The organism is Mucilaginibacter sp. P4_D1, assembly GCF_056401935.1.
This window is the reverse complement of sequence record NZ_JBFUIJ010000004.1, coordinates 57,709-76,091: the sequence shown is the minus strand read 5'-3', so window position 1 is coordinate 76,091 and position 18,383 is coordinate 57,709. Positions and strand designations below refer to the sequence as shown.

Sequence of the window (18,383 nt, the reverse complement as noted above, 5' to 3'; positions counted from 1 at the left end):
ACCAAAGCTAAAAGTTTAGAATGAATTTCGTGCTTATCTTTGCGGCCATGCCGGCACAAATTTATTCACCGTTTCAGCGTTTTAATTTCAGTAACAGCAAATGTTTCCTTACGGGCGAGGCTTTAAATTCTGAAGAAGAAAAGATACAGGTTTTTCCGCAATGGCTTATGAGCCGTTATAACCTGGAAGACCAGCCCTTTAAATTGCTTGACGAAAGTATGGCCACGTACAAGGACCTGAAACTCCCTTGCAGCGCCGCCATAAACGAGCAGTATTTGGAACCGCTGGAAGCCGAAATAGCCGCCGCGTTTGAAACGGGTTATGAAGGGGTAAAAGAACTTGATGAATTCAAACTTTTTCAATGGGCCGGCAAATTATTATACGGGATAATTTTTAACGAGATACAGGCAGGCATCCGCCAGCAGCATGCACAGGGCGAAGAGTTTAATATATCACAGGCTATTATTCACCGGTTTAGCAACCTGCACCTGATGCTTCAAACGCTTAACCTGCCTATTGAACTGGATGGCTTTAAACCCTACAGCATTGCTTTGTTTAAGGTTGACAATGCCGACAGCGTTTTTGGCTATCGCGATGAGATCAATACGCTTACCTTCTCGCTGCGGATAAAAGACTTTGGCCTGGTGATTTGTCTGCAAGATAATGGCTCGAACGGGCGCTATCACCAGGAAATGCTGGATAAAATTGCCGATCAACCGTTGCACCCCATCCAGTTTGAGGAGGTTAACGCACGGTTCTTTTACTCGGCCTACCTGTTTAACCGCCTGCCTGAGTATGAGGTGATGCCCGTTGGCGATACCATATACATAGAAGCCGCTCCCTTACGTGGCACCAGCAGCAAACCCCTGTTTGATGACTGGATGAACAAAATTTACGGCCAGGTGCTGGAAAATTTCTGGAAAAACTGGGGCTTCCTGCTGTTAGAGATCATCAAAAACCCCAACGCCCCCATGAGTTTCCTGTTTAATGCCAATGGCGATTTTGTTAGTGCAGCAACGATTGAACTTTCTCGGTAATTTGCTGAAAAAAGAAAGGAACTACGCCTGGGTGAAATAAAATAGTGATCAATAAGCCGCTTAGTGCTCCGTAAAAGTGGGCATCATGGTTTATATTATCACGGGAGTATTTGGATGCATAACTACAGTAAACCAGATATAAAATACCAAATATCACCGCGTTAATTTCGATGGGGATAGGCATTATCATCATAGTGCTAAGCGGATTAAACAGTATAGCGCTAAAAACCACGGCACTTACTGCGCCGGAAGCCCCGAGGCTGTAGTAACTATAATTTTCACGGTGTTTTATTACCGATGGCATATCGCTCAGGATAAGGCTTATCATATACAGCACCCCAAATTGAAAATGTCCTAAAACCGGCTCCAGTTGGAAGGCAAAGAAATAAAACGACATCATGTTAAAAAACAGGTGCATCCAATCTTTATGAATAAACCCGCTGGTAATGATGGTATAAACATAATGTCCGCGCGATACATTGTACGGATGCAGCATGAGCTTGCCATACAGGTTTTGGTTGGAGAAGGCTATTAAAGAAACAAGAATAGTTAGTGCAAATATTACAGAGGCAACAGGAGCCAGTATAAGGTTTTCCATCTATTTAAGGTCGAGTTTAGTATCGTTTAAAATGCGGCCCACCGGGTAGCGCATGTATGTTTTTTCAAAGTACGGCGAGTATTTGTATACAAAAAACAGCTGCGCCTGCGCACTGTTGGCCAGTTGCGGGTCTTTTGCTTTGGCGTCATCCAGCTTTTGTTTCAGGGCGGAATCTTTCTTTAGCAGGTCGGCAGCTTTATCTTCAAAAACATAGTCCGAAAAGTATTCCTTTTCGCCCAGCATCGAATCAAAAAAGTTCCAGGCAAAAAAAGAATCTACACCCTGTGGTTCCAATGTTTCTACAATATACCGGTTAATGGCCTGGTTGGTATATACAACGTAATCGCCGGCATAAAATTTTACGGCCATATCAACCGGGTTTAATTGTACGCTGCTATGCAGGTAGTGGCCTTCAAACGGGCGTGTTGGTGTTTTAATATCGCCGAAGTAATACATCTGCAGGTTTAACGTGGTATCGTGCGCCAGTTGCTGCATTTTTACACCGTTCAGCTTAAACAGATCTATCACCTTGCCCCATGCCTGTGGTATTATATAGGCCAGCGGCTTATCGGCAGTTACCGTTGTTTTATAGGTGTTGTAAAATTTGATGACTTTGGTATAAGGCTTATTCCTATCGTAATACAAGCGTTTTAGCCCGCTTACATCGCTGGTTTTGTAGCCGGCCTCGTATCCTTTAAAGGTGATGGTATCCACGGCTTTCATATCCACCTCCCATTTTAAGGGGAATGTTTTTTGGCTGATAACGGCCGCATCCGCTTTTTCCTTCAGTTCGCCTATCAGTTTAGCATCACGCTGGTTTATATCAATCAAATGCTGCATAAAATCATAAGTGGCATAAACCCGTTTGTCAAAGGCTTTTAACATGTGGGTTTCGGTAATATAACTGATGATGTTATGCTGGGCAGTAAAGCCGGTTGCAAAACGGGGAGTTTCTAAAAAGCTCACGATGCCCGAATCTGGCAGGCCTTCTTCACCCGCGCCATAAGGAATCATCTCGTAGCCGCTTTTTTTCATGTGGCTATAAAGGTATGGCGTCAGTGTTTTCGAGGTATAATCTGCCAGTATAGGGTTTTGCTTATCTTTCTGGGTTTCTATCAGTGTCATCACATACTGATAGTCGGCCCCATCACTGGTGTGGTTATCTAAAAACACTTCGGGTTTCCAGGTGGTTAATATCTGCGTAAAAGCAAGCGCGTTGCGGCTATCCGCTTTTATAAAATCGCGATTCAAATCAAGGTTGCGGTAATTACCCCTGAAACCGTAGGCCACAGGGCCGTTTTGGCTTACACGGCTTTGACCGCGGTTAAGGTTGCCATCAATATTGTATAATGCTACCAGGCAAATCACTACATCCTTTGGCAACTGGTTCTTTTTAAGCATATCGCGCACCAGCATCATGCTGGCATCAATCCCCTCCGGCTCGCCGGGGTGGATACCGTTATTGACAAGCAATACACGTTTATCCTGTTTTTTTACCAGCGCGGGATCAAAAACACCGTTTTTTGAGAGCACTATTAATGTTAATGGCTTACCTACATCGGTATTACCGTAATTAATCATTTTCATTTGCTGCGGGTACAGCTTGTTAAGTTTTTGATAGTAGCTGATAACCTCGGCATAGGTGGCCGTATAGTTTTTATCCTTGCTTAATTCAAATGGGGTTAGCTGGGCATTGGCACCTATACAGGCGAAGAAGAGAACTATGGCTAATAAAAATGATCTCATAGAATTGTGTTTGGCTCAAAGATAGGTTAGAAGAGTCAAGAATCAAGAGTTAACAATCAGGACAGCTACAAAAAAGTATTCCTAACCCAGACYGGCCAGTTCTGCCTGAACCTTTTTTGGCAGGCTTTTTACTACCTGCAGGTAGGAGTGGTCAATCATTTCGCAAAGCTGCTTACGGGTTAGCGAGCCATCCATATAAACGGTATTCCACAATTTTTTGTTCATATGATAGCCAGGAATCACCTCCGGGTATCGCTCGCGAAGTTCAACAGCAAGTTCAGGGTCGCATTTTACATTAAACCGGTTGCCTTCTGTAAGGCCAATCAACAGGAATATCTTTTCGGCAACTTTAAACACAAGCGTTTCTTCGCCAAAGGGCAGGCCTTCGGTGGTACCTGGTTTTTGCAGGCAATAATCGCGCAATTCCTCTACGTTCAATACTGAAATTTTCTGATGAGTTTAACGTACGAGGTAGTATTACCAAAGTTATATTTAAACCCAATGGTTACAAAGGTATACTGGTCCATGGCGTTGTTTTTATATTTTGATGTAGGGTCGTTATAACCGTCAAGACCTTCGCCCGGAGCAAAATAGTGTTGAACACTAATATCTATACCGTACCGGGGCTGGTCATAGTCATCAAAAAGTTTAAACTCATAGCCAAGCCTGAGAGGAAAAATAACGTTCATGCTGTTGTTTTTACCCTGGAACCCTTCAGCCGAATTGGGATCGGGGTACACTACTCCGTTTTCCGGAAATCTGTTAAAACGCTCAATGCGCGTCATGTTGTTGTATATAAAACCAATACCGGTGCCAATGTATAACCCTTTAATCCGGTCTAAAACCCAGCTATCACTATAATCAAGTATTTCGCCGGCCTGTAAATCGCCATGAACATTGAAAGATAAATACGAATTGGTAAAATACCGGCCCGAAAAATCCTGGCTTTTTAAAGCACCGCCACCAGAGAAGGTGCCCTTTTGCAACTCGGCAGTAATGGGCAAAAACGGGCTATAATTGTAAACAAAATTCAAACTAACTGCCGGATGGTAATCCTGCTTTTTTAAATCTGCTTCGGCTTTGCCATAACTTGCGCTAATACCAGCACCAAATTCATAATAGTTAAACCCACTTTGCGCTTTAACCGTTACAAACGTAAAGCCGAAAACAAAAAAAAGAATATATTTTTTCAATGTTAATTTTTATCAATATTTACAAAAGCACATACTTGTTTACAAACGGCTTTAAAATTTTACTAATATAGCTTATGAGTTTTAATTCCCCGCTAAGTTTTACTGTCACCCATCGTTTTTTGCGATATGTTACCATTGATACGCAATCAGACCCCACTTCGGTTACATTCCCATCAACAGAAAAGCAAAAAAATTTAAGCCGCTTACTGGTTGACGAACTGCTGGCCATGGGTGTTCATGACGCCCATCTTGACGAATTTGGCTATGTGTATGCCACCATTCCATCAAATACAAATAAGCAGGTGCCTGTAATTTGCTTTTGCTCGCACGTAGATACTGCACCTGATTGCAGTGGAACTGATGTAAAACCAATAGTACATAAAAATTACCAGGGACAGGATATTATATTACCTGACGACCTTACGCAGGTTATTAAACTGGCCGAGCATCCCGATCTGAAAAACCAATTTGGCCATGATATAATAACCGCCAGCGGCACAACCTTATTAGGCGCCGATAACAAAGCCGGTGTTGCCGAAATTATGGACGCCTGTTACCAGCTGATCAACCATCCCGAAATAAAGCACGGCGATATCAGGATATTATTTACGCCTGATGAAGAAGTTGGGCACGGGGTAGACCATGTTGATATTGCCAAACTTGGCGCTTACGCCGCCTATACCATTGATGGCGAAAGTGCCGGCAATATGGAAAATGAAACCTTTAGTGCCGATGGCGCCCGGCTGATAATACAAGGTGTAAGTGCCCACCCCGGCTTTGCGAAGGGCAAAATGGAAAGCGCCATAAAAATAGCAGGTGAAATTGTAGCCGCTTTGCCGGACGAACTATCGCCCGAGCACACAGAAGGAATGCAGGGCTTTGTACACCCGGTGAGTATAGATGGCCATGTAGAAACGGCAGGCATTGATTTTATTATACGCGACTTTGATGAAGCTAATTTGAAAAGCCATGCCGATGTGATTAGAAAAACAGCCGGCGAGGTTTTAAAAAAGTACCCGAATTCTGCCTATACCTTCACTATCAGCCAGCAGTACCGCAATATGAAAAATGTACTGGAGCAGCACCCCGAAATTGTTGCCAACGCTATGGAAGCCATAAACAGAACAGGCTTAACAGCAAAATTATGCAGCATAAGGGGAGGTACGGATGGCTCAAGATTATCATTCATGGGCCTGCCTTGTCCCAATATTTTTGCCGGTGAACACGCGTTTCACAGCAAGCAGGAATGGGTATCGGTGCAGGATATGCAAAAGGCTGTAGAAACCATTTTACACCTTTGCATGATATGGGAAGAAAAAGCTTAATAAAGCTTAAGGCGTAAAGCAGAAAGCCCAAAGCCAATCAACGTATTTGAGATTAACAGAAATATATAAAATGTATACTATAAGGACCGCAACAGTTAACGATGTTGATACTATACTGCAAATAGCCGATACCACCTGGTGGGCAACCTACTCGGCTATATTGGACCGCGAGCAAATTGAATTTATGCTGGCAGAAATTTACTCGGCAGAAAAAATAGAAAAACAAGTAGCCGATAACCTGCAAACCTACCTGCTACTGGAAGAAGAAGGCATACCCGTTGCTTTTGCTGGTTACTCGCCGCGCGATGAAAACTCCGACATCTATAAGCTGCATAAATTATATTGCCTGCCCCAAACGCAGGGTAAAGGCTACGGCAAAATATTGATAAACGAAGTGGCGGAAAAAACCAGGGAGGCAGGAAAAGAAATTCTCGAGCTCAACGTAAACCGGTATAACCAGGCCAAATCATTTTATGAAAAAATGGGCTTTACAGTTGCTTACGAAGAAGATATCGCCATTGGCCCTTACTGGATGAATGATTATGTAATGCGAAAGGAACTGTAAAGAGCGATGGAGTTCTATCTTTTATCGCTCCGGACACTATATATGTTCGGAAGAAATAAAAAAGAGGGGATTGTGCGATTCCTTCCTTGGGGAAGGGACAATGCTATTAAGTTAAGGAAAATATAAAAAATTCAGTTTCGCGCAAAGACGACAAGACGTTAAGAAAAAATAGGCAAATCACTTTGCGCGTCTGTGTCTTTACGCGAAAGACCTCTTAACCCAATGAAATAGGAAACGAATACATGTCGCAAATAGCCCTTAAAATGTCCATATTACCCCGGCCAGATAACATTGTCCCTGCCGATATTTGATTATCAATCAACACAGCATTATGGAGAAGCAGACAATAAACGCACCCGGCAACAATTTACCAAAACCCTTAGCTATCACGCTTGAATCGACTATTAATGAATTGATGCAAGTTATAGCATCATTTAAACCTGCCGATTTCAACCTTTTACCACAGCAGGGATCATGGACACCGGCGCAGCACCTGGAGCATCTTCGGCTTTCGTTGCAGGGCGCAGTTTCAACTTTAAACGGCCCGGTAAAAGTTACGCTACGCAGCCCCGATCAATATGTAGATGTCATAAAAGGTATATTTTTAGATTTTGATGCCAAATACCCTGCAGCACCTACATTAATACCCGATGATAAGGATTATGACAAAGCCCCGCTGGCAGATGAGCTTTCTTTGGTTTCTGACAAGCTTAAACAGATTGTCCAAAATCAAGATCTGACAGGCACCTGCCTTGCACCCGAATTTACCGGAATAGGCTTACTGACACGCCTGGAATGGGCCACTGTGGCTGTTTATCATGCTTACAGGCATGTGCATAAGTTGAATGCCGTTGCACAAGGCTTCGCGTCAGCTGGAAGCTGACACCAGGGTTACCATCCCGCAGGAGCGGGGCGGTACGCGGATATAAAAAAAGAGCGATGAAGTATTACCCCATCGCTCTTTAAATTTAAATCCGAAATCGAAATTATATCAGCAACCTAACCGGTTCTTCCAGTAACGATTTTAACGTTTGCAGGAATGCTGCGGCAGTAGCGCCATCAACTACGCGGTGATCTGCACTCAGGGTAACCTTCATTACGTTACCCGGTACCACAGCACCATTTTTAACAACCGGAACTGCCTGGATGCCGCTTACAGCAAGAATACAAGCGTTTGGTGTGTTAATAATAGCGGTAAACTCATCAACACCAAACATACCAAGGTTTGATATGGTGAAGGTTGAGCCTTCCATTTCGGCAGGTTGTAATTTTTTAGATTTTGCTTTTCCGGCAAAGTCTTTCACCTCAACAGATATGTGGCTTAATGATTTGCCATCGGCAAATTTAATAACCGGTACCAGCAGGCCTTCATCAACAGCAACGGCAACACCAATGTGGATATGCTCGTTAGTGCGTATTTTATCGCCCAGGAATGATGAATTAATAGCAGGATGTTGTTTTAAGGCAACGGCACAGGCTTTCAATACAAAATCATTAAACGATATTTTAACCGGGGCAACATCATTAATGCGGGTACGGGCTGCAATAGCCTGATCCATATCAATGCTCATGGTTACGTAGAAATGCGGAGCAGTAAATAAGCTTTCGCTTAAGCGGCGGCTAATGGCTTTACGCATTTGTGTAACTGCCCTTTCGGTAAATTTCTCTTCGCCGGTATAAGTTGGCAATACTATAGGCGCTTTTGCCGGTGCGGCAGGTGCCGATGCCGGAGCAGCAGCCGGTGTTGGCTCAGCAGCCGGTTTGGCAGCCGGTGTATATTCTTCAACATCTTTTTTAATAATGCGGCCGCCTTCTGCGCTGCCTTTTACATCATTAAGGTTGATGCCTTTATCTTTAGCAATTTTACGTGCAAGTGGTGATGCCTTTACGCGGCTGTCATCAGCAGATGTTGACGATGCTACAGGAGCGGCATCAGCAGTTTCGGTTTTGGCTTCAGGAGCAGCTTCAGGTGCATCATTGCCAGCCTGTAATAAAGGCGTAATATCGGTTCCCTCCTTACCCACAATGGCAATAATGCCATTAACAGCAACTGCTTCACCTTCTTTTACACCAATGTACAATAAAGTGCCGGCTTCATAACCAACAACTTCCATAGTAGCCTTGTCGGTTGCCACATCAGCCAATGAATCGTCTGCTTTTACTTTATCACCAACTTTAAAGTTCCATTTTTCAATGGTACCTTCCGTCATGGTATCGCTTAAAAGCGGCATGCGTATAACCGCAGCCGGTATGCTTGATAAATCAACCTTTGGCGCCGCGGTGGCTGTTGGTTTTTTATCGGCAACAGGTGCAGGCTCAGCGGCCTTCTCTTCTTTCTTCGCGGCAGGCTCGCTACCACTATCAGCCAGCGCGGTTTTGTAATCTTCGCCTTCCTTACCAATTACGGCAATAACCGCATCAACCGGAACGGCTGCACCTTCTTCAACACCTATAAATAACAAGGTGCCATCCTGGTACGATTCAAAATCCATGGTAGCTTTATCAGTTTCAACCTCGGCCAATACATCGCCTGATTTTACTTTATCGCCAACTTTTTTATGCCATTTAGCCAATACCCCTTCGGTCATGGTATCGCTCATTTTAGGCATCTTAACTACTTCGGCCATATACTTTTTATATGTGTTATAATTTAGTATTTATATAATAGTGGCAAGTTTTGAGCAGTGAGTTTTGAGTTTAAAATCTTGTTGCAGCTTTACTCAAAACTCATTACTTAAAACTCAAAACTAATCCCTAATGTATGGATAATCTTCCTGAACGTATACGTCGGTATATAGTTCAGATGCTTCAGGCCATGGCGATTCTTCGGCAAATTGAACCGCTTCGTCAACAATAGCTTTAATTTTGGCATCAATCTCTTCAAACCATTTATCATCGGCATATTGCTTTTCAACAATGGTTTGTTTGGTCATTTCAATCGGATCTTTTGCTTTGTAGCTTTCCAATTCTTCTTTGGTACGATATTTCTGTGGATCGGACATAGAGTGACCTTTAAAGCGATAAGTACGCATCTCTAAAAAGGTTGGGCCTTCACCTGCACGGGCACGTGATATAGCTTCGTCCATAGCAACGTGTACAGCGGCCGGGTCCATGCCATCAACTGCCGATGAAGGGATACCGTAAGGCAAGCCTAATTTATAAATATCAGTTTGGATGGTTGTACGCTCAACAGATGTACCCATGGCGTAACCATTATTTTCGCAAATAAAAATTACGGGTAGTTTCCAAAGCGCGGCCATGTTAAAGGTTTCAGTAAGTGCACCCTGGCGTACAGCACCATCGCCCATGTAAGTGATGTTCACAAACTCGGTACCTTTATATTTTTCGGCAAATGCAGCACCGGCACCAAGTGGTACCTGGCCACCTACTATACCGTGACCGCCGTAAAAGTGTTTGCTTTTATCAAACATGTGCATAGAGCCCCCTTTGCCTTTTGAGCATCCGGTTGCTTTACCATACATTTCGGCCATGATAGCTTTAGGCTCTACACCTTTAGCCAAAGCATGTGCGTGATCGCGGTAAGCGGTTATCATGCTATCTTCCTGTTTCATTACAGACATGGCACCGGCCAATACAGCCTCCTGCCCAATGTACAGGTGACAAAAGCCCCTGATTTTTTGTTGCCCGTATAGTTGTCCTGTCTTTTCTTCGAACTTACGCATCAACAGCATTTGTTCGTACCACATCAGGTAAGTGTCCTTAGTTATTTCGATTGAACTCATGTATTTAAACAGTCAATTTCTTGGAGTAAAGCGCAAATCTAATTATATCCTTTAAATTATCGAAACCGCAGCCAAATGTTATGCAGTTTTATTTTTTATTTTTTACTGCGTGCATTTGGTAAGCAATATCGGCAGCATTTTGTTTGATTTGCCAAACTTTATAGTGCCGATTTTAATTTTCGCCAAAGGGTTCCTGCTAACTTTCTGTGTTTGAACMGTTAAAAAACGATAATTGTCCTGTTTTTCAGATTCTTTTTTTACTCAATTTTGAAATAAATTATGATTCATGCTCAAAAAGGGTAACCATAAATATTCATCGTTCGTAATAGGATTAGCTTTATATTAATAACATTTTTAGTAAAGCCCCTATATTTATATTTTTTGAAAAAAAAGCACGTTTTATTTGCAAATTTAAAAAATATGGATAGTTTTGTATTCAACGATAGACAAAGTGTCTAATTTAATAAACAATTTGTTGGCCCTAACAACAACTTTAACGGATTAAATGAAGAAATTTGCCCTGGCTATTGCCCTAATGTTCATTGTTTTAGCTTCGCAAGCTCAAACAAAAACCACCCCAGCTGTTACCGAGGATAAAACCGACGAACAAGAGGGTTTAGCAAAAACATACCTCTCTCAAATTATGGGTGTTGCTTTATCCGCAACCTCAAACATGAAACTTTTTCACTTTGTTTATGACTGGATTGGCACCCCTTACCATTTTGGCGGAGAGTCAAGAAAAGGTATCGATTGCTCGGCATTCACCAAAGAGTTATACAGCGAGGTTTTTAACCTGGATATTAAAAGAAGTTCGCGCGATATTTTCAGCATGGTTAACCCTGTTGGTAAAGATGATTTAAAAGAGGGCGACCTTGTTTTCTTTAAAATTCACAGCCGCCGTATTTCGCATGTAGGCATTTACCTGGGTGATGGAAAGTTTGCCCATGCATCATCAAGAGGCGTGGCCATCAGCAGTCTCGACGATAATTATTACAGCCGTTACTTTTATAAAGGCGGCCGTTTGTTAGCCTCATTTAAAGACCAGCTAACCAATAGCAACGTTGCAACAAATAACGACGACGAGAATAGCAACTAAAGAAATCCAATAAAATACTTAATTTAGTCCCGTCATAAACATGAAGGGACTTTTTTTTTATACCAAACCTTGTTCACTGCCTGTTGTAACCTGCCTGGTTATACTTTTGCAGGCTTGCCAAACACCGCCACCAAAACATGTTGTGGTAAAGCAACTAAGAGCAGTGGTCGCAAAGCCCGAACCTCCAAAACCCGCGCCAATTGTACCCGATTCACTTTGTATTGCCGCCATGGGCGATATTATGCTGGGCACGTCGTACCCTAATAATGCCACCCTGCCGCCAGATAGCGCCATAAACAGTTTTAATGCAGTAATGCCCGACCTGAAAGGCGCAAACGTGATATTCGGTAACCTCGAGGGATCGCTATTAGATTCCGGCGATCCTGCGCATTACAAATTGCATCAAAAAAGTAAGGCCTTCCTGTTCAGGATGCCTACAAAATACGCAGCGGTTTTAAAAGATGCAGGCTTTAACCTGCTTAGCCTGGCCAATAACCATATCAGCGATTTTGATATTAAAGGCCGCAACAGTACCACACAAACGTTGGATAGCATTGGTATTAATTATGCGGGGCTGCTGATAAAGCCATCAACAGTTTTTGAAGTAAATGGCATTAAGTACGGCTTTTGCTCATTTGCGCCCAATGCCAACACGGTTCCTATACTCGATTTAAAAGGGGCGGCCAGCATCATCAGCGAGCTAAAGCAGCGATGCGATGTGGTTATCGTATCTTTTCATGGCGGCGGCGAAGGTGTTAATTATGAGCATGTGCCCCGTAAAATGGAAAGCTTCATTAACGAAAAACGTGGCGACGTATACGCATTTGCCCATAATGCTATTGATGCAGGGGCCGACCTCATTTTTGGCAATGGCCCACATGTTAACCGCGCTATGGAAATGTACAAAAACAGGCTAATTGCCTATAGCCTGGGCAATTTCTGCACGTACCGCTGCGTTAGCGTTGCCGGCGTTTGCGGGCTTGCTCCAATGCTAAAGATTTACGTTAATAAAAAGGGAGAATTTTTAAGCGGCAAGATCCTATCGTTCAGGCAGGCGCATGATAAAGGGCTGGAAAAGGATACCCTAAACCGTGCCGCTACCAGAATAAGGGAACTTACCGAAACCGATTTCCCTGAAGGCATACTAAATATATCTGACGAAGGCCAGATAACCGCCAATGTGCCGGAAAACTAAACGTATTATTTCTTTAAAATAAGATCGCCGCCGGTATACCTAAACTTTTGAGGCCGATCTGCCAAATACCTTACTTGGTATCCGGCAAAAGCAATACCGTTGATATTTATTGTCAGCCTGATGGTATCGGGCAGGTTGCTGGTACTTATCCTGAATGTTTTGCCTGTTAAGGCATACAGCTTTGAAAAATCGAGGCTATCCTTTTCGGATTTTAATAACCTTATTGTACCGGTGCTATCCGTACTCATGTTATCCTGAAAATAAGATAGTTTATAGCTTTTATCGCCCATCATTACACCCTTGTTGGTAAAAGTGAATGCCGGTTTGTTGTTAAATGGGAGTATAACAAAATCCTTTACAGGAGTGCCTGTTTTATCGGTTATTATAATAACCACCCGCGAATCAAGAATAGATTTGCTAAACGAAACCCGGTAAGAGATATTATCGGTTTTTTGGGGGTAGGGCGTTAACCGCACGGTATCGCCGGCTATCTGCCATTTGCCAATACTTGAAGTTGATTGTCCTTCGCAGGCATGCACCCAGGTAAACGTAGAATCGCTGTTGAGATAGATATTTTGCCCGCAAAATCCTTCACTAAAACCGTACTTTTTAGTGGATACGGGTTTCATGTTAGCTAAAGCCGGGCTGAAAACATCTATAATTTTCTGTGGCGCATCGTCATGACAGGATGCAAAAAGCATAACAGTAAGCAGGCAGCCGGTTATTCGCTTCATCGGCTTATCTCAAATAAACCGCGTCTTCTTCACCCTCTTCATCCATCACTACATCTACATGTTCTTTTATAACGGTTGATAAAGCCATCCCGGCAAAATCAGTAGTTATCGGAAAACTTTTGTGATTACGATCTATCAAAACCGCCGTGCGTAATTTTTTTAACGGTACATCCAGAAAAACGCCAAAGCCATACGCCAGTGTTTTGCCACTGTTTAATACATCATCAACCAGTATCACTACCTTGTTGCTGCAGTCATCCACGTCAAAATCTATATTAGCCTGCAGGCTGCTGCTTTGCTTATCCAGTTCGATAGATAATAGTTTGCTGCTAAATGGAGCGATGTTATCCAAAATGGCTTTCAGGCGCCCGGCTATATGGTTGCCACGGGGTAATATGCCGGCTATCAGTATCTCTTCCTCTTCAAAATTATCTTCCAGTATCTGGTAAGCCATACGGTCCAGCTTTTGCTGTATCTGTTGCCGGTTTAATATCAGGAGTTTCTTTTCGGGCATGGGAAGAAAGCTTTGTAAGTTTTAACGATGAACCGTTACAATGTTGGTTTTATGCGTGGTAAATATACAAGTCCGTTTTAAGGTTTCAAGTTTAAACGCTGCACAATCTATTTTTTATAAGGCACATAAACAAAGTTTGCGCCCTCGGGCACTACAACAAACACGCACATATATTCATTGGGATTTTTGTAGCTGTTGATAAAGCGTTCTTTCAATTCCGGTTTAATTACACCGCGTTCGGTAAATTCCTCCAGGGTTGAAGCGTGAATACTCCAATCCGAATTCAAATCGTGCCTGTCCAGTATCAATTCGCCTAATTTTAGCTCATGCTGGTGGGCTATAAAAATTGGATGTGATGATAACCCCTCCACCATAATTTCGATGGCCACCTCATGTATCGAATCCTTAAAAAATTTGAGGTCGCGCTCCAGGCTCAACAGCGGGCTATTCTTAGCGGGCTCAAGGTTCTCTTTATTACCTTCGTTTAACAAATCTTCGGGTTGCATATGTCAGAAAACTCTAAAAAATAAATTCTAAACGCTAATGGAAAAACTCTAAACTTTAATCGGAAAATTCTAAAGAAGAAAGAGATAGAGGTAAAAAATCCACCATTCCTCTTCCTGATCCCCATGCTTACCCTCTTAACACCAATAATACCACATTTTCCACATGTTGTGTATGCGGGAACATATCTACGGGTTGTATTTTTACAGTATCGTATTTCTCTTTTAATACCAGCAAATCGCGGGCCTGGGTAGCGGCATTACAGCTTACATAAACAATTTTAGGCGCCTCAATTTCCATCAGGCGGGCAACCACATCGGGGTGCATACCGGCACGCGGCGGGTCGGTGATAATCACATCCGGCTTACCGTGCTCAGCCACAAACCCGGCCACCAATACATCTTTCATATCACCCGCGTAAAATTTGGTATTGGTGATGTTGTTAATAGCCGAGTTTACTTTAGCATCCTCAATGGCAGTGGGCACATACTCTACCCCTACCACCTCTTTTACGCTGCCTGCTATAAAATTGGCAATGGTGCCGGCGCCGGTGTACAGGTCATATACCAACTCGTTACCGGTAAAGCCTGCAAAGTCGCGGGTTATCTCGTAAAGGCGCAGGGCCTGGATGCTATTGGTTTGGTAGAACGATTTGGGCCCTATACGGAATTTAATCCCGTTCATTTCCTCATGAATGTACTCGGGGCCTTTAAAGGCTATTACATCCTGGTCAAAAATGGTATCGTTCTTTTTTTGGTTGATGATGTATAACAATGAAGTTGTTTCCGGGAAACCGGCATCAATAAAATTCATCAGCTTATCCACCTCTTCCTGTTCCACGTAAGCAAATACCACAATAACCATGATCTCGCCTGTAGATGATGTACGCACAATCAGGTTTCGGAGTGCGCCTTCGTGGTTACGCAGGTTATAAAATGAATACCCCTGCTCAATCACAAAATCGCGGATGCTGTTGCGCAGACTATTTGATGGCTCAGCCTGCAGGTAGCAGTGCTTTACATCCAAAATTTTATCAAAGCGGCCGGGGATATGAAAGCCAAGGGCGTTCATGTTCAGCGCTTCATCTTCTTTGTTCTCGCCATCGTATAACCAGCGCTTATCACTAAAGGTATATTCCAGCTTGTTGCGGTAGTAACGGTCGGCCGGCGATGGGATGATATCCATGATGCCATCCACCTCAATTTTGGCTATCCGGCCAAGGGCATCGGCAACAGATTTTTGTTTGAATTTAAGTTGGGCCTCATAGGTCATGTGCTGCCATTTGCAGCCGCCGCAGGTACCAAAGTGTTCACAAAATGGAGTGGTACGGTATTCCGATGCTTGTTTCAGGTTAAAAATTTTGCCTTCGCCAAAATTCTTTTTGCTTTTGTAAACCTGTACATCTACAACATCGCCGGGAATGGCTTTATCAACAAAAAGCACAAAGTCGTCGGTTTTGCCCACGCCTTTTCCTTCTTCGGCAATATCTATTATGCGAACGTCTTCAAAAAACTTCTGTTTTGCAACTTTATTCATCAGGCTGCAAAGGTAACAATCAGAATCAAGAAGTTAGAATCAAGACCTCTAAATCTAAAAGTAAGTACTCAAACCGAAGACTTTGTAAAAGAATATAATCAATTATTCAAGATCAAAATCTCGTCTTCATTATCTCCTCTTCAATACTTATACCTATCGCCCCAAAGTTTCTTCAACTTCTCTTTTGATTCATTTTCGCGGGCATTATTACCGGGTTCATAAATTTTTGTACCGCGGATGGCGTCGGGTAAAAAGTCAAGGTCGGTAAAATTGCCTTCGTAGCTGTGGGCGTATTTATAATCTTTACCGTAGCCAATATTTTTCATGAATTTGGTAGGCGCGTTACGCAGGTGCAGGGGCACAGGTAAATCGCCGGTTTGCTTTACCAACGCCATAGCCGCGCCGATGGCAGTTGTGGCCGAATTACTTTTTGGCGAGGTGGCCAGGTAAATTGCCGTTTGCGATAATATCAGCTGCGATTCGGGCATGCCTATCTTGTTCACTGCCTCAAAACAGCTTTGGGCCAATAACAGCGCATTGGGATTGGCATTGCCAATATCCTCTGATGACAGGATGAGCATGCGGCGGGCGATGAACAAAGGATCTTCCCCGCCTGCAATCATCCGGGCCAGCCAGTACACTGCACCGTTAGGATCGCTGCCGCGCATGGATTTAATAAAGGCCGAAATGATATCATAATGCTGCTCGCCGGTTTTATCATACAGGGCCATATTTTGCTGTACGTGGTCAAGCACAATTTCGTCGGTTAAAACTATTTCAGGGCTGTCGAAGGCGTTTACCAGCAGCTCGAAAATATTGAGCAGCTTACGGGCATCGCCCCCGGAGAGACGCATAATGGCCTCGTGGTCCTGTATCGTAATGCGCTTTTCTTTCAATACCACGTCTTCCCGCATCGATTTCTCCAGCAGGTTTAGCAAATCTTCTTCTTTAAGTGGCTGTAAAATATAAACCTGGCATCGCGACAGCAAAGCCGAAATAACCTCGAAGGAAGGATTCTCGGTTGTGGCGCCTATCAGCGTAACAATGCCGCGCTCAACAGCCCCCAGCAACGAGTCCTGCTGCGATTTGGAGAAGCGGTGAATCTCGTCAATAAACAATATCGGCAGCGTTTGACCGCCTTGCTTTAGCAGGGATGCTTTTTCAATAACCTCCCGCACATCCTTCACCCCCGAGTTAATGGCACTGAGCGCAAAAAAAGGCCGATTTAAGGATTGTGATATAATATAAGCCAACGTAGTTTTACCCACGCCCGGCGGCCCCCAAAACAGCATGGATGGCAATGCGCCCGATTCGATGGCTTTACGTAACACCGCCCCCGGCCCAACCAGGTGTTTTTGCCCCACATAATCGTCAAGCGATTTTGGTCGCATCCGTTCGGCTAATGGTGGGAGGTTGGTCATATCGTAGATGTGCAAATTTCAGATTTCAGATGTGCAGATGATAAGCTGCAAATGCTGTTAAGGGTGAATCATTCAAATGTGCAAAATGCCGCTGAATAAACAAAGCCCCACCGTTATTAAACGATGAGGCTTTCATAAAGTTTTATAAGATCAGGTCATCATTTAACTATCCGACCTGTTTTTCATCTGCACATTTGAAATCTAAAATCTGCACATCCAGCCTTAATCTGCGCATCTATTAAGCTAAGCCGTCTTCCTGTGCGCGTTTCAGTTTCCGTTTTTCAACTACCGCCGATACCAGGATGCCAACTTCGTACAAAGCAAATAATGGGATACTTACTACGGTCATGGTCATCATATCCGGGGTAGGAGTAACTACCGCTGCTACTATCAAAATAATTACGATAGCATAACGCCTGGTTTCTCGCATAAATTTGGCGGTAAGGATACCCAGATTTGACAATACATAAACCAATATGGGTAATTCAAATACTATACCGGTGGCCAGTGTTAATGTAGATACTGATGACAGGTAGGAGTCGATATCAAATAAATTTTCGATAGTTGAACTTACCGTATAACCCGAAAGAAAGTTGATAGATTCGGGGGTGATCACATAATAGCCAAATAAAACCCCGAGTAGAAACAAAGCGGTGGCATAAAACACAAACCCCGATGCAGCTTTACGTTCTTTTTCGTGCAAGGCCGGACGGATAAAACGCCATAACTCAAACAACAGGTACGGAAAGCCCAATGTAAGGCCAATAATTAATGACGAGTTGATTTGCAGGGTAAACTGCCCGGCCATTTCCGTATTTATTAAATGGATATGGATTTTATCGATACAAAAACCCGGACGGTGCAAAAGGTCGCCCAGTGCGCAAAGCATCCGGTATGTCCAGAAGGTTGGTTTACTTGGCCCCATGATGACCGTATCAAAGATCCATGAGTAATAATAAAACACAACGCTTGTAATTACTACAATGGCTAAGGCAGATCGTATCAAATGCCCCCTTAAGGCTTCCAGATGGTCGAAAAAGGACATTTCGGCCTCCATCGTTTTGCCTTTATCTTTTATGGCTTTAATTAATTTATTGTCGCTCATTGTATGTTAAATACCGCTGTATAAACGCTATTGTGCTAAGTACGTTTTATTGAATGAAGATAGTTTGAATT

The 18,383-nt window shown here is 43.3% G+C and carries 18 protein-coding genes; 6 read left to right on the top strand and 12 right to left on the bottom strand.

The genetic code is table 11. From position 1 onward, the window contains the following. The first annotated feature begins 20 nt into the window (after nt 1-20). Nucleotides 21-1,037: a hypothetical protein gene (locus AC1DV1_RS05805; protein ID WP_477356483.1), complete on the top strand. Its 1,017-nt coding sequence runs from the start codon at nt 21-23 to the stop codon at nt 1,035-1,037. Here the strand turns inward: AC1DV1_RS05805 and AC1DV1_RS05800 are convergent. The 4 genes from AC1DV1_RS05800 to AC1DV1_RS05785 form a co-directional block, all read right to left on the bottom strand. After that, entirely contained in the window at nt 1,006-1,635 is a 630-nt protein-coding gene (locus AC1DV1_RS05800; protein WP_477356481.1) for a rhomboid family intramembrane serine protease, read from the bottom strand. The genes AC1DV1_RS05805 and AC1DV1_RS05800 overlap by 32 nt on opposite strands. Beyond that, the gene (locus AC1DV1_RS05795; RefSeq protein ID WP_477356479.1) at nt 1,636-3,381 is read right to left on the bottom strand and encodes a M14 family zinc carboxypeptidase; all 1,746 of its coding nucleotides are present in this window, start codon (nt 3,379-3,381) and stop codon (nt 1,636-1,638) included. Nucleotides 3,382-3,462: 81 nt separating this feature from the next. After that, nucleotides 3,463-3,819 (bottom strand): MmcQ/YjbR family DNA-binding protein, encoded by a 357-nt coding sequence (locus AC1DV1_RS05790; RefSeq protein WP_477356477.1) that lies wholly within the window; start codon nt 3,817-3,819, stop codon nt 3,463-3,465. Continuing rightward, complete coding sequence (locus AC1DV1_RS05785; protein ID WP_477356475.1) at nt 3,816-4,574, bottom strand: hypothetical protein; 759 nt, start codon at nt 4,572-4,574, stop codon at nt 3,816-3,818. The genes AC1DV1_RS05790 and AC1DV1_RS05785 overlap by 4 nt, the downstream gene beginning before the upstream one ends. A gap of 74 nt (nt 4,575-4,648) precedes the next feature. Here AC1DV1_RS05785 and pepT point away from each other — a divergent pair, with 74 nt between their 5' ends. The 3 genes from pepT to AC1DV1_RS05770 all read left to right on the top strand — a co-directional run bounded on the left by pepT (nt 4,649) and on the right by AC1DV1_RS05770 (nt 7,347). Further along, on the top strand, nt 4,649-5,899 hold the full coding sequence (pepT, locus tag AC1DV1_RS05780) for a peptidase T (RefSeq protein ID WP_477356473.1): 1,251 nt from the start codon (nt 4,649-4,651) through the stop codon (nt 5,897-5,899). Between the two features lie 70 nt (nt 5,900-5,969). After that, on the top strand, nt 5,970-6,464 hold the full coding sequence (locus tag AC1DV1_RS05775; protein WP_477356471.1) for an N-acetyltransferase family protein: 495 nt from the start codon (nt 5,970-5,972) through the stop codon (nt 6,462-6,464). 331 nt (nt 6,465-6,795) lie between these two features. Next, the gene (locus AC1DV1_RS05770; protein WP_477356469.1) at nt 6,796-7,347 is read left to right on the top strand and encodes a DinB family protein; all 552 of its coding nucleotides are present in this window, start codon (nt 6,796-6,798) and stop codon (nt 7,345-7,347) included. Nucleotides 7,348-7,450: 103 nt separating this feature from the next. Here AC1DV1_RS05770 and AC1DV1_RS05765 read toward each other — a convergent pair whose 3' ends face one another. Then, nucleotides 7,451-9,091 (bottom strand): 2-oxo acid dehydrogenase subunit E2, encoded by a 1,641-nt coding sequence (locus AC1DV1_RS05765; protein ID WP_477356466.1) that lies wholly within the window; start codon nt 9,089-9,091, stop codon nt 7,451-7,453. 120 nt (nt 9,092-9,211) lie between these two features. Further along, nucleotides 9,212-10,207 (bottom strand): pyruvate dehydrogenase (acetyl-transferring) E1 component subunit alpha, encoded by a 996-nt coding sequence (pdhA, locus tag AC1DV1_RS05760; protein ID WP_477356464.1) that lies wholly within the window; start codon nt 10,205-10,207, stop codon nt 9,212-9,214. Nucleotides 10,208-10,712: 505 nt separating this feature from the next. Between pdhA and AC1DV1_RS05755 the strand changes: the two genes are divergently transcribed. Both AC1DV1_RS05755 and AC1DV1_RS05750 read left to right on the top strand, forming a co-directional pair. Continuing rightward, on the top strand, nt 10,713-11,303 hold the full coding sequence (locus AC1DV1_RS05755; protein WP_477356462.1) for a C40 family peptidase: 591 nt from the start codon (nt 10,713-10,715) through the stop codon (nt 11,301-11,303). 40 nt (nt 11,304-11,343) lie between these two features. Then, nucleotides 11,344-12,498, top strand: coding sequence for a CapA family protein (locus AC1DV1_RS05750; protein ID WP_477356460.1), 1,155 nt, complete (start codon nt 11,344-11,346; stop codon nt 12,496-12,498). A 5-nt stretch (nt 12,499-12,503) separates the two neighbouring features. On the opposite strand, the gene AC1DV1_RS05745 is transcribed toward AC1DV1_RS05750, so the two are convergent. From AC1DV1_RS05745 to tatC, 6 genes are all read right to left on the bottom strand, one after another. Next, complete coding sequence (locus AC1DV1_RS05745; protein WP_477356458.1) at nt 12,504-13,232, bottom strand: hypothetical protein; 729 nt, start codon at nt 13,230-13,232, stop codon at nt 12,504-12,506. A 4-nt stretch (nt 13,233-13,236) separates the two neighbouring features. Next, nucleotides 13,237-13,746 carry a phosphoribosyltransferase family protein gene (locus tag AC1DV1_RS05740; RefSeq protein ID WP_477356456.1) on the bottom strand — a complete coding sequence of 170 codons (510 nt, stop codon included), beginning with the start codon at nt 13,744-13,746 and terminating at the stop codon, nt 13,237-13,239. A 107-nt stretch (nt 13,747-13,853) separates the two neighbouring features. Beyond that, complete coding sequence (locus AC1DV1_RS05735) at nt 13,854-14,252, bottom strand: hypothetical protein (RefSeq protein ID WP_477356454.1); 399 nt, start codon at nt 14,250-14,252, stop codon at nt 13,854-13,856. A gap of 127 nt (nt 14,253-14,379) precedes the next feature. Continuing rightward, nucleotides 14,380-15,786: a 23S rRNA (uracil(1939)-C(5))-methyltransferase RlmD gene (rlmD, locus tag AC1DV1_RS05730; RefSeq protein WP_477356452.1), complete on the bottom strand. Its 1,407-nt coding sequence runs from the start codon at nt 15,784-15,786 to the stop codon at nt 14,380-14,382. 140 nt (nt 15,787-15,926) lie between these two features. Then, complete coding sequence (locus tag AC1DV1_RS05725) at nt 15,927-17,207, bottom strand: replication-associated recombination protein A (RefSeq protein WP_477356450.1); 1,281 nt, start codon at nt 17,205-17,207, stop codon at nt 15,927-15,929. Between the two features lie 238 nt (nt 17,208-17,445). Continuing rightward, complete coding sequence (tatC, locus tag AC1DV1_RS05720; RefSeq protein WP_477356448.1) at nt 17,446-18,312, bottom strand: twin-arginine translocase subunit TatC; 867 nt, start codon at nt 18,310-18,312, stop codon at nt 17,446-17,448. Nucleotides 18,313-18,383: the final 71 nt, after the last annotated feature.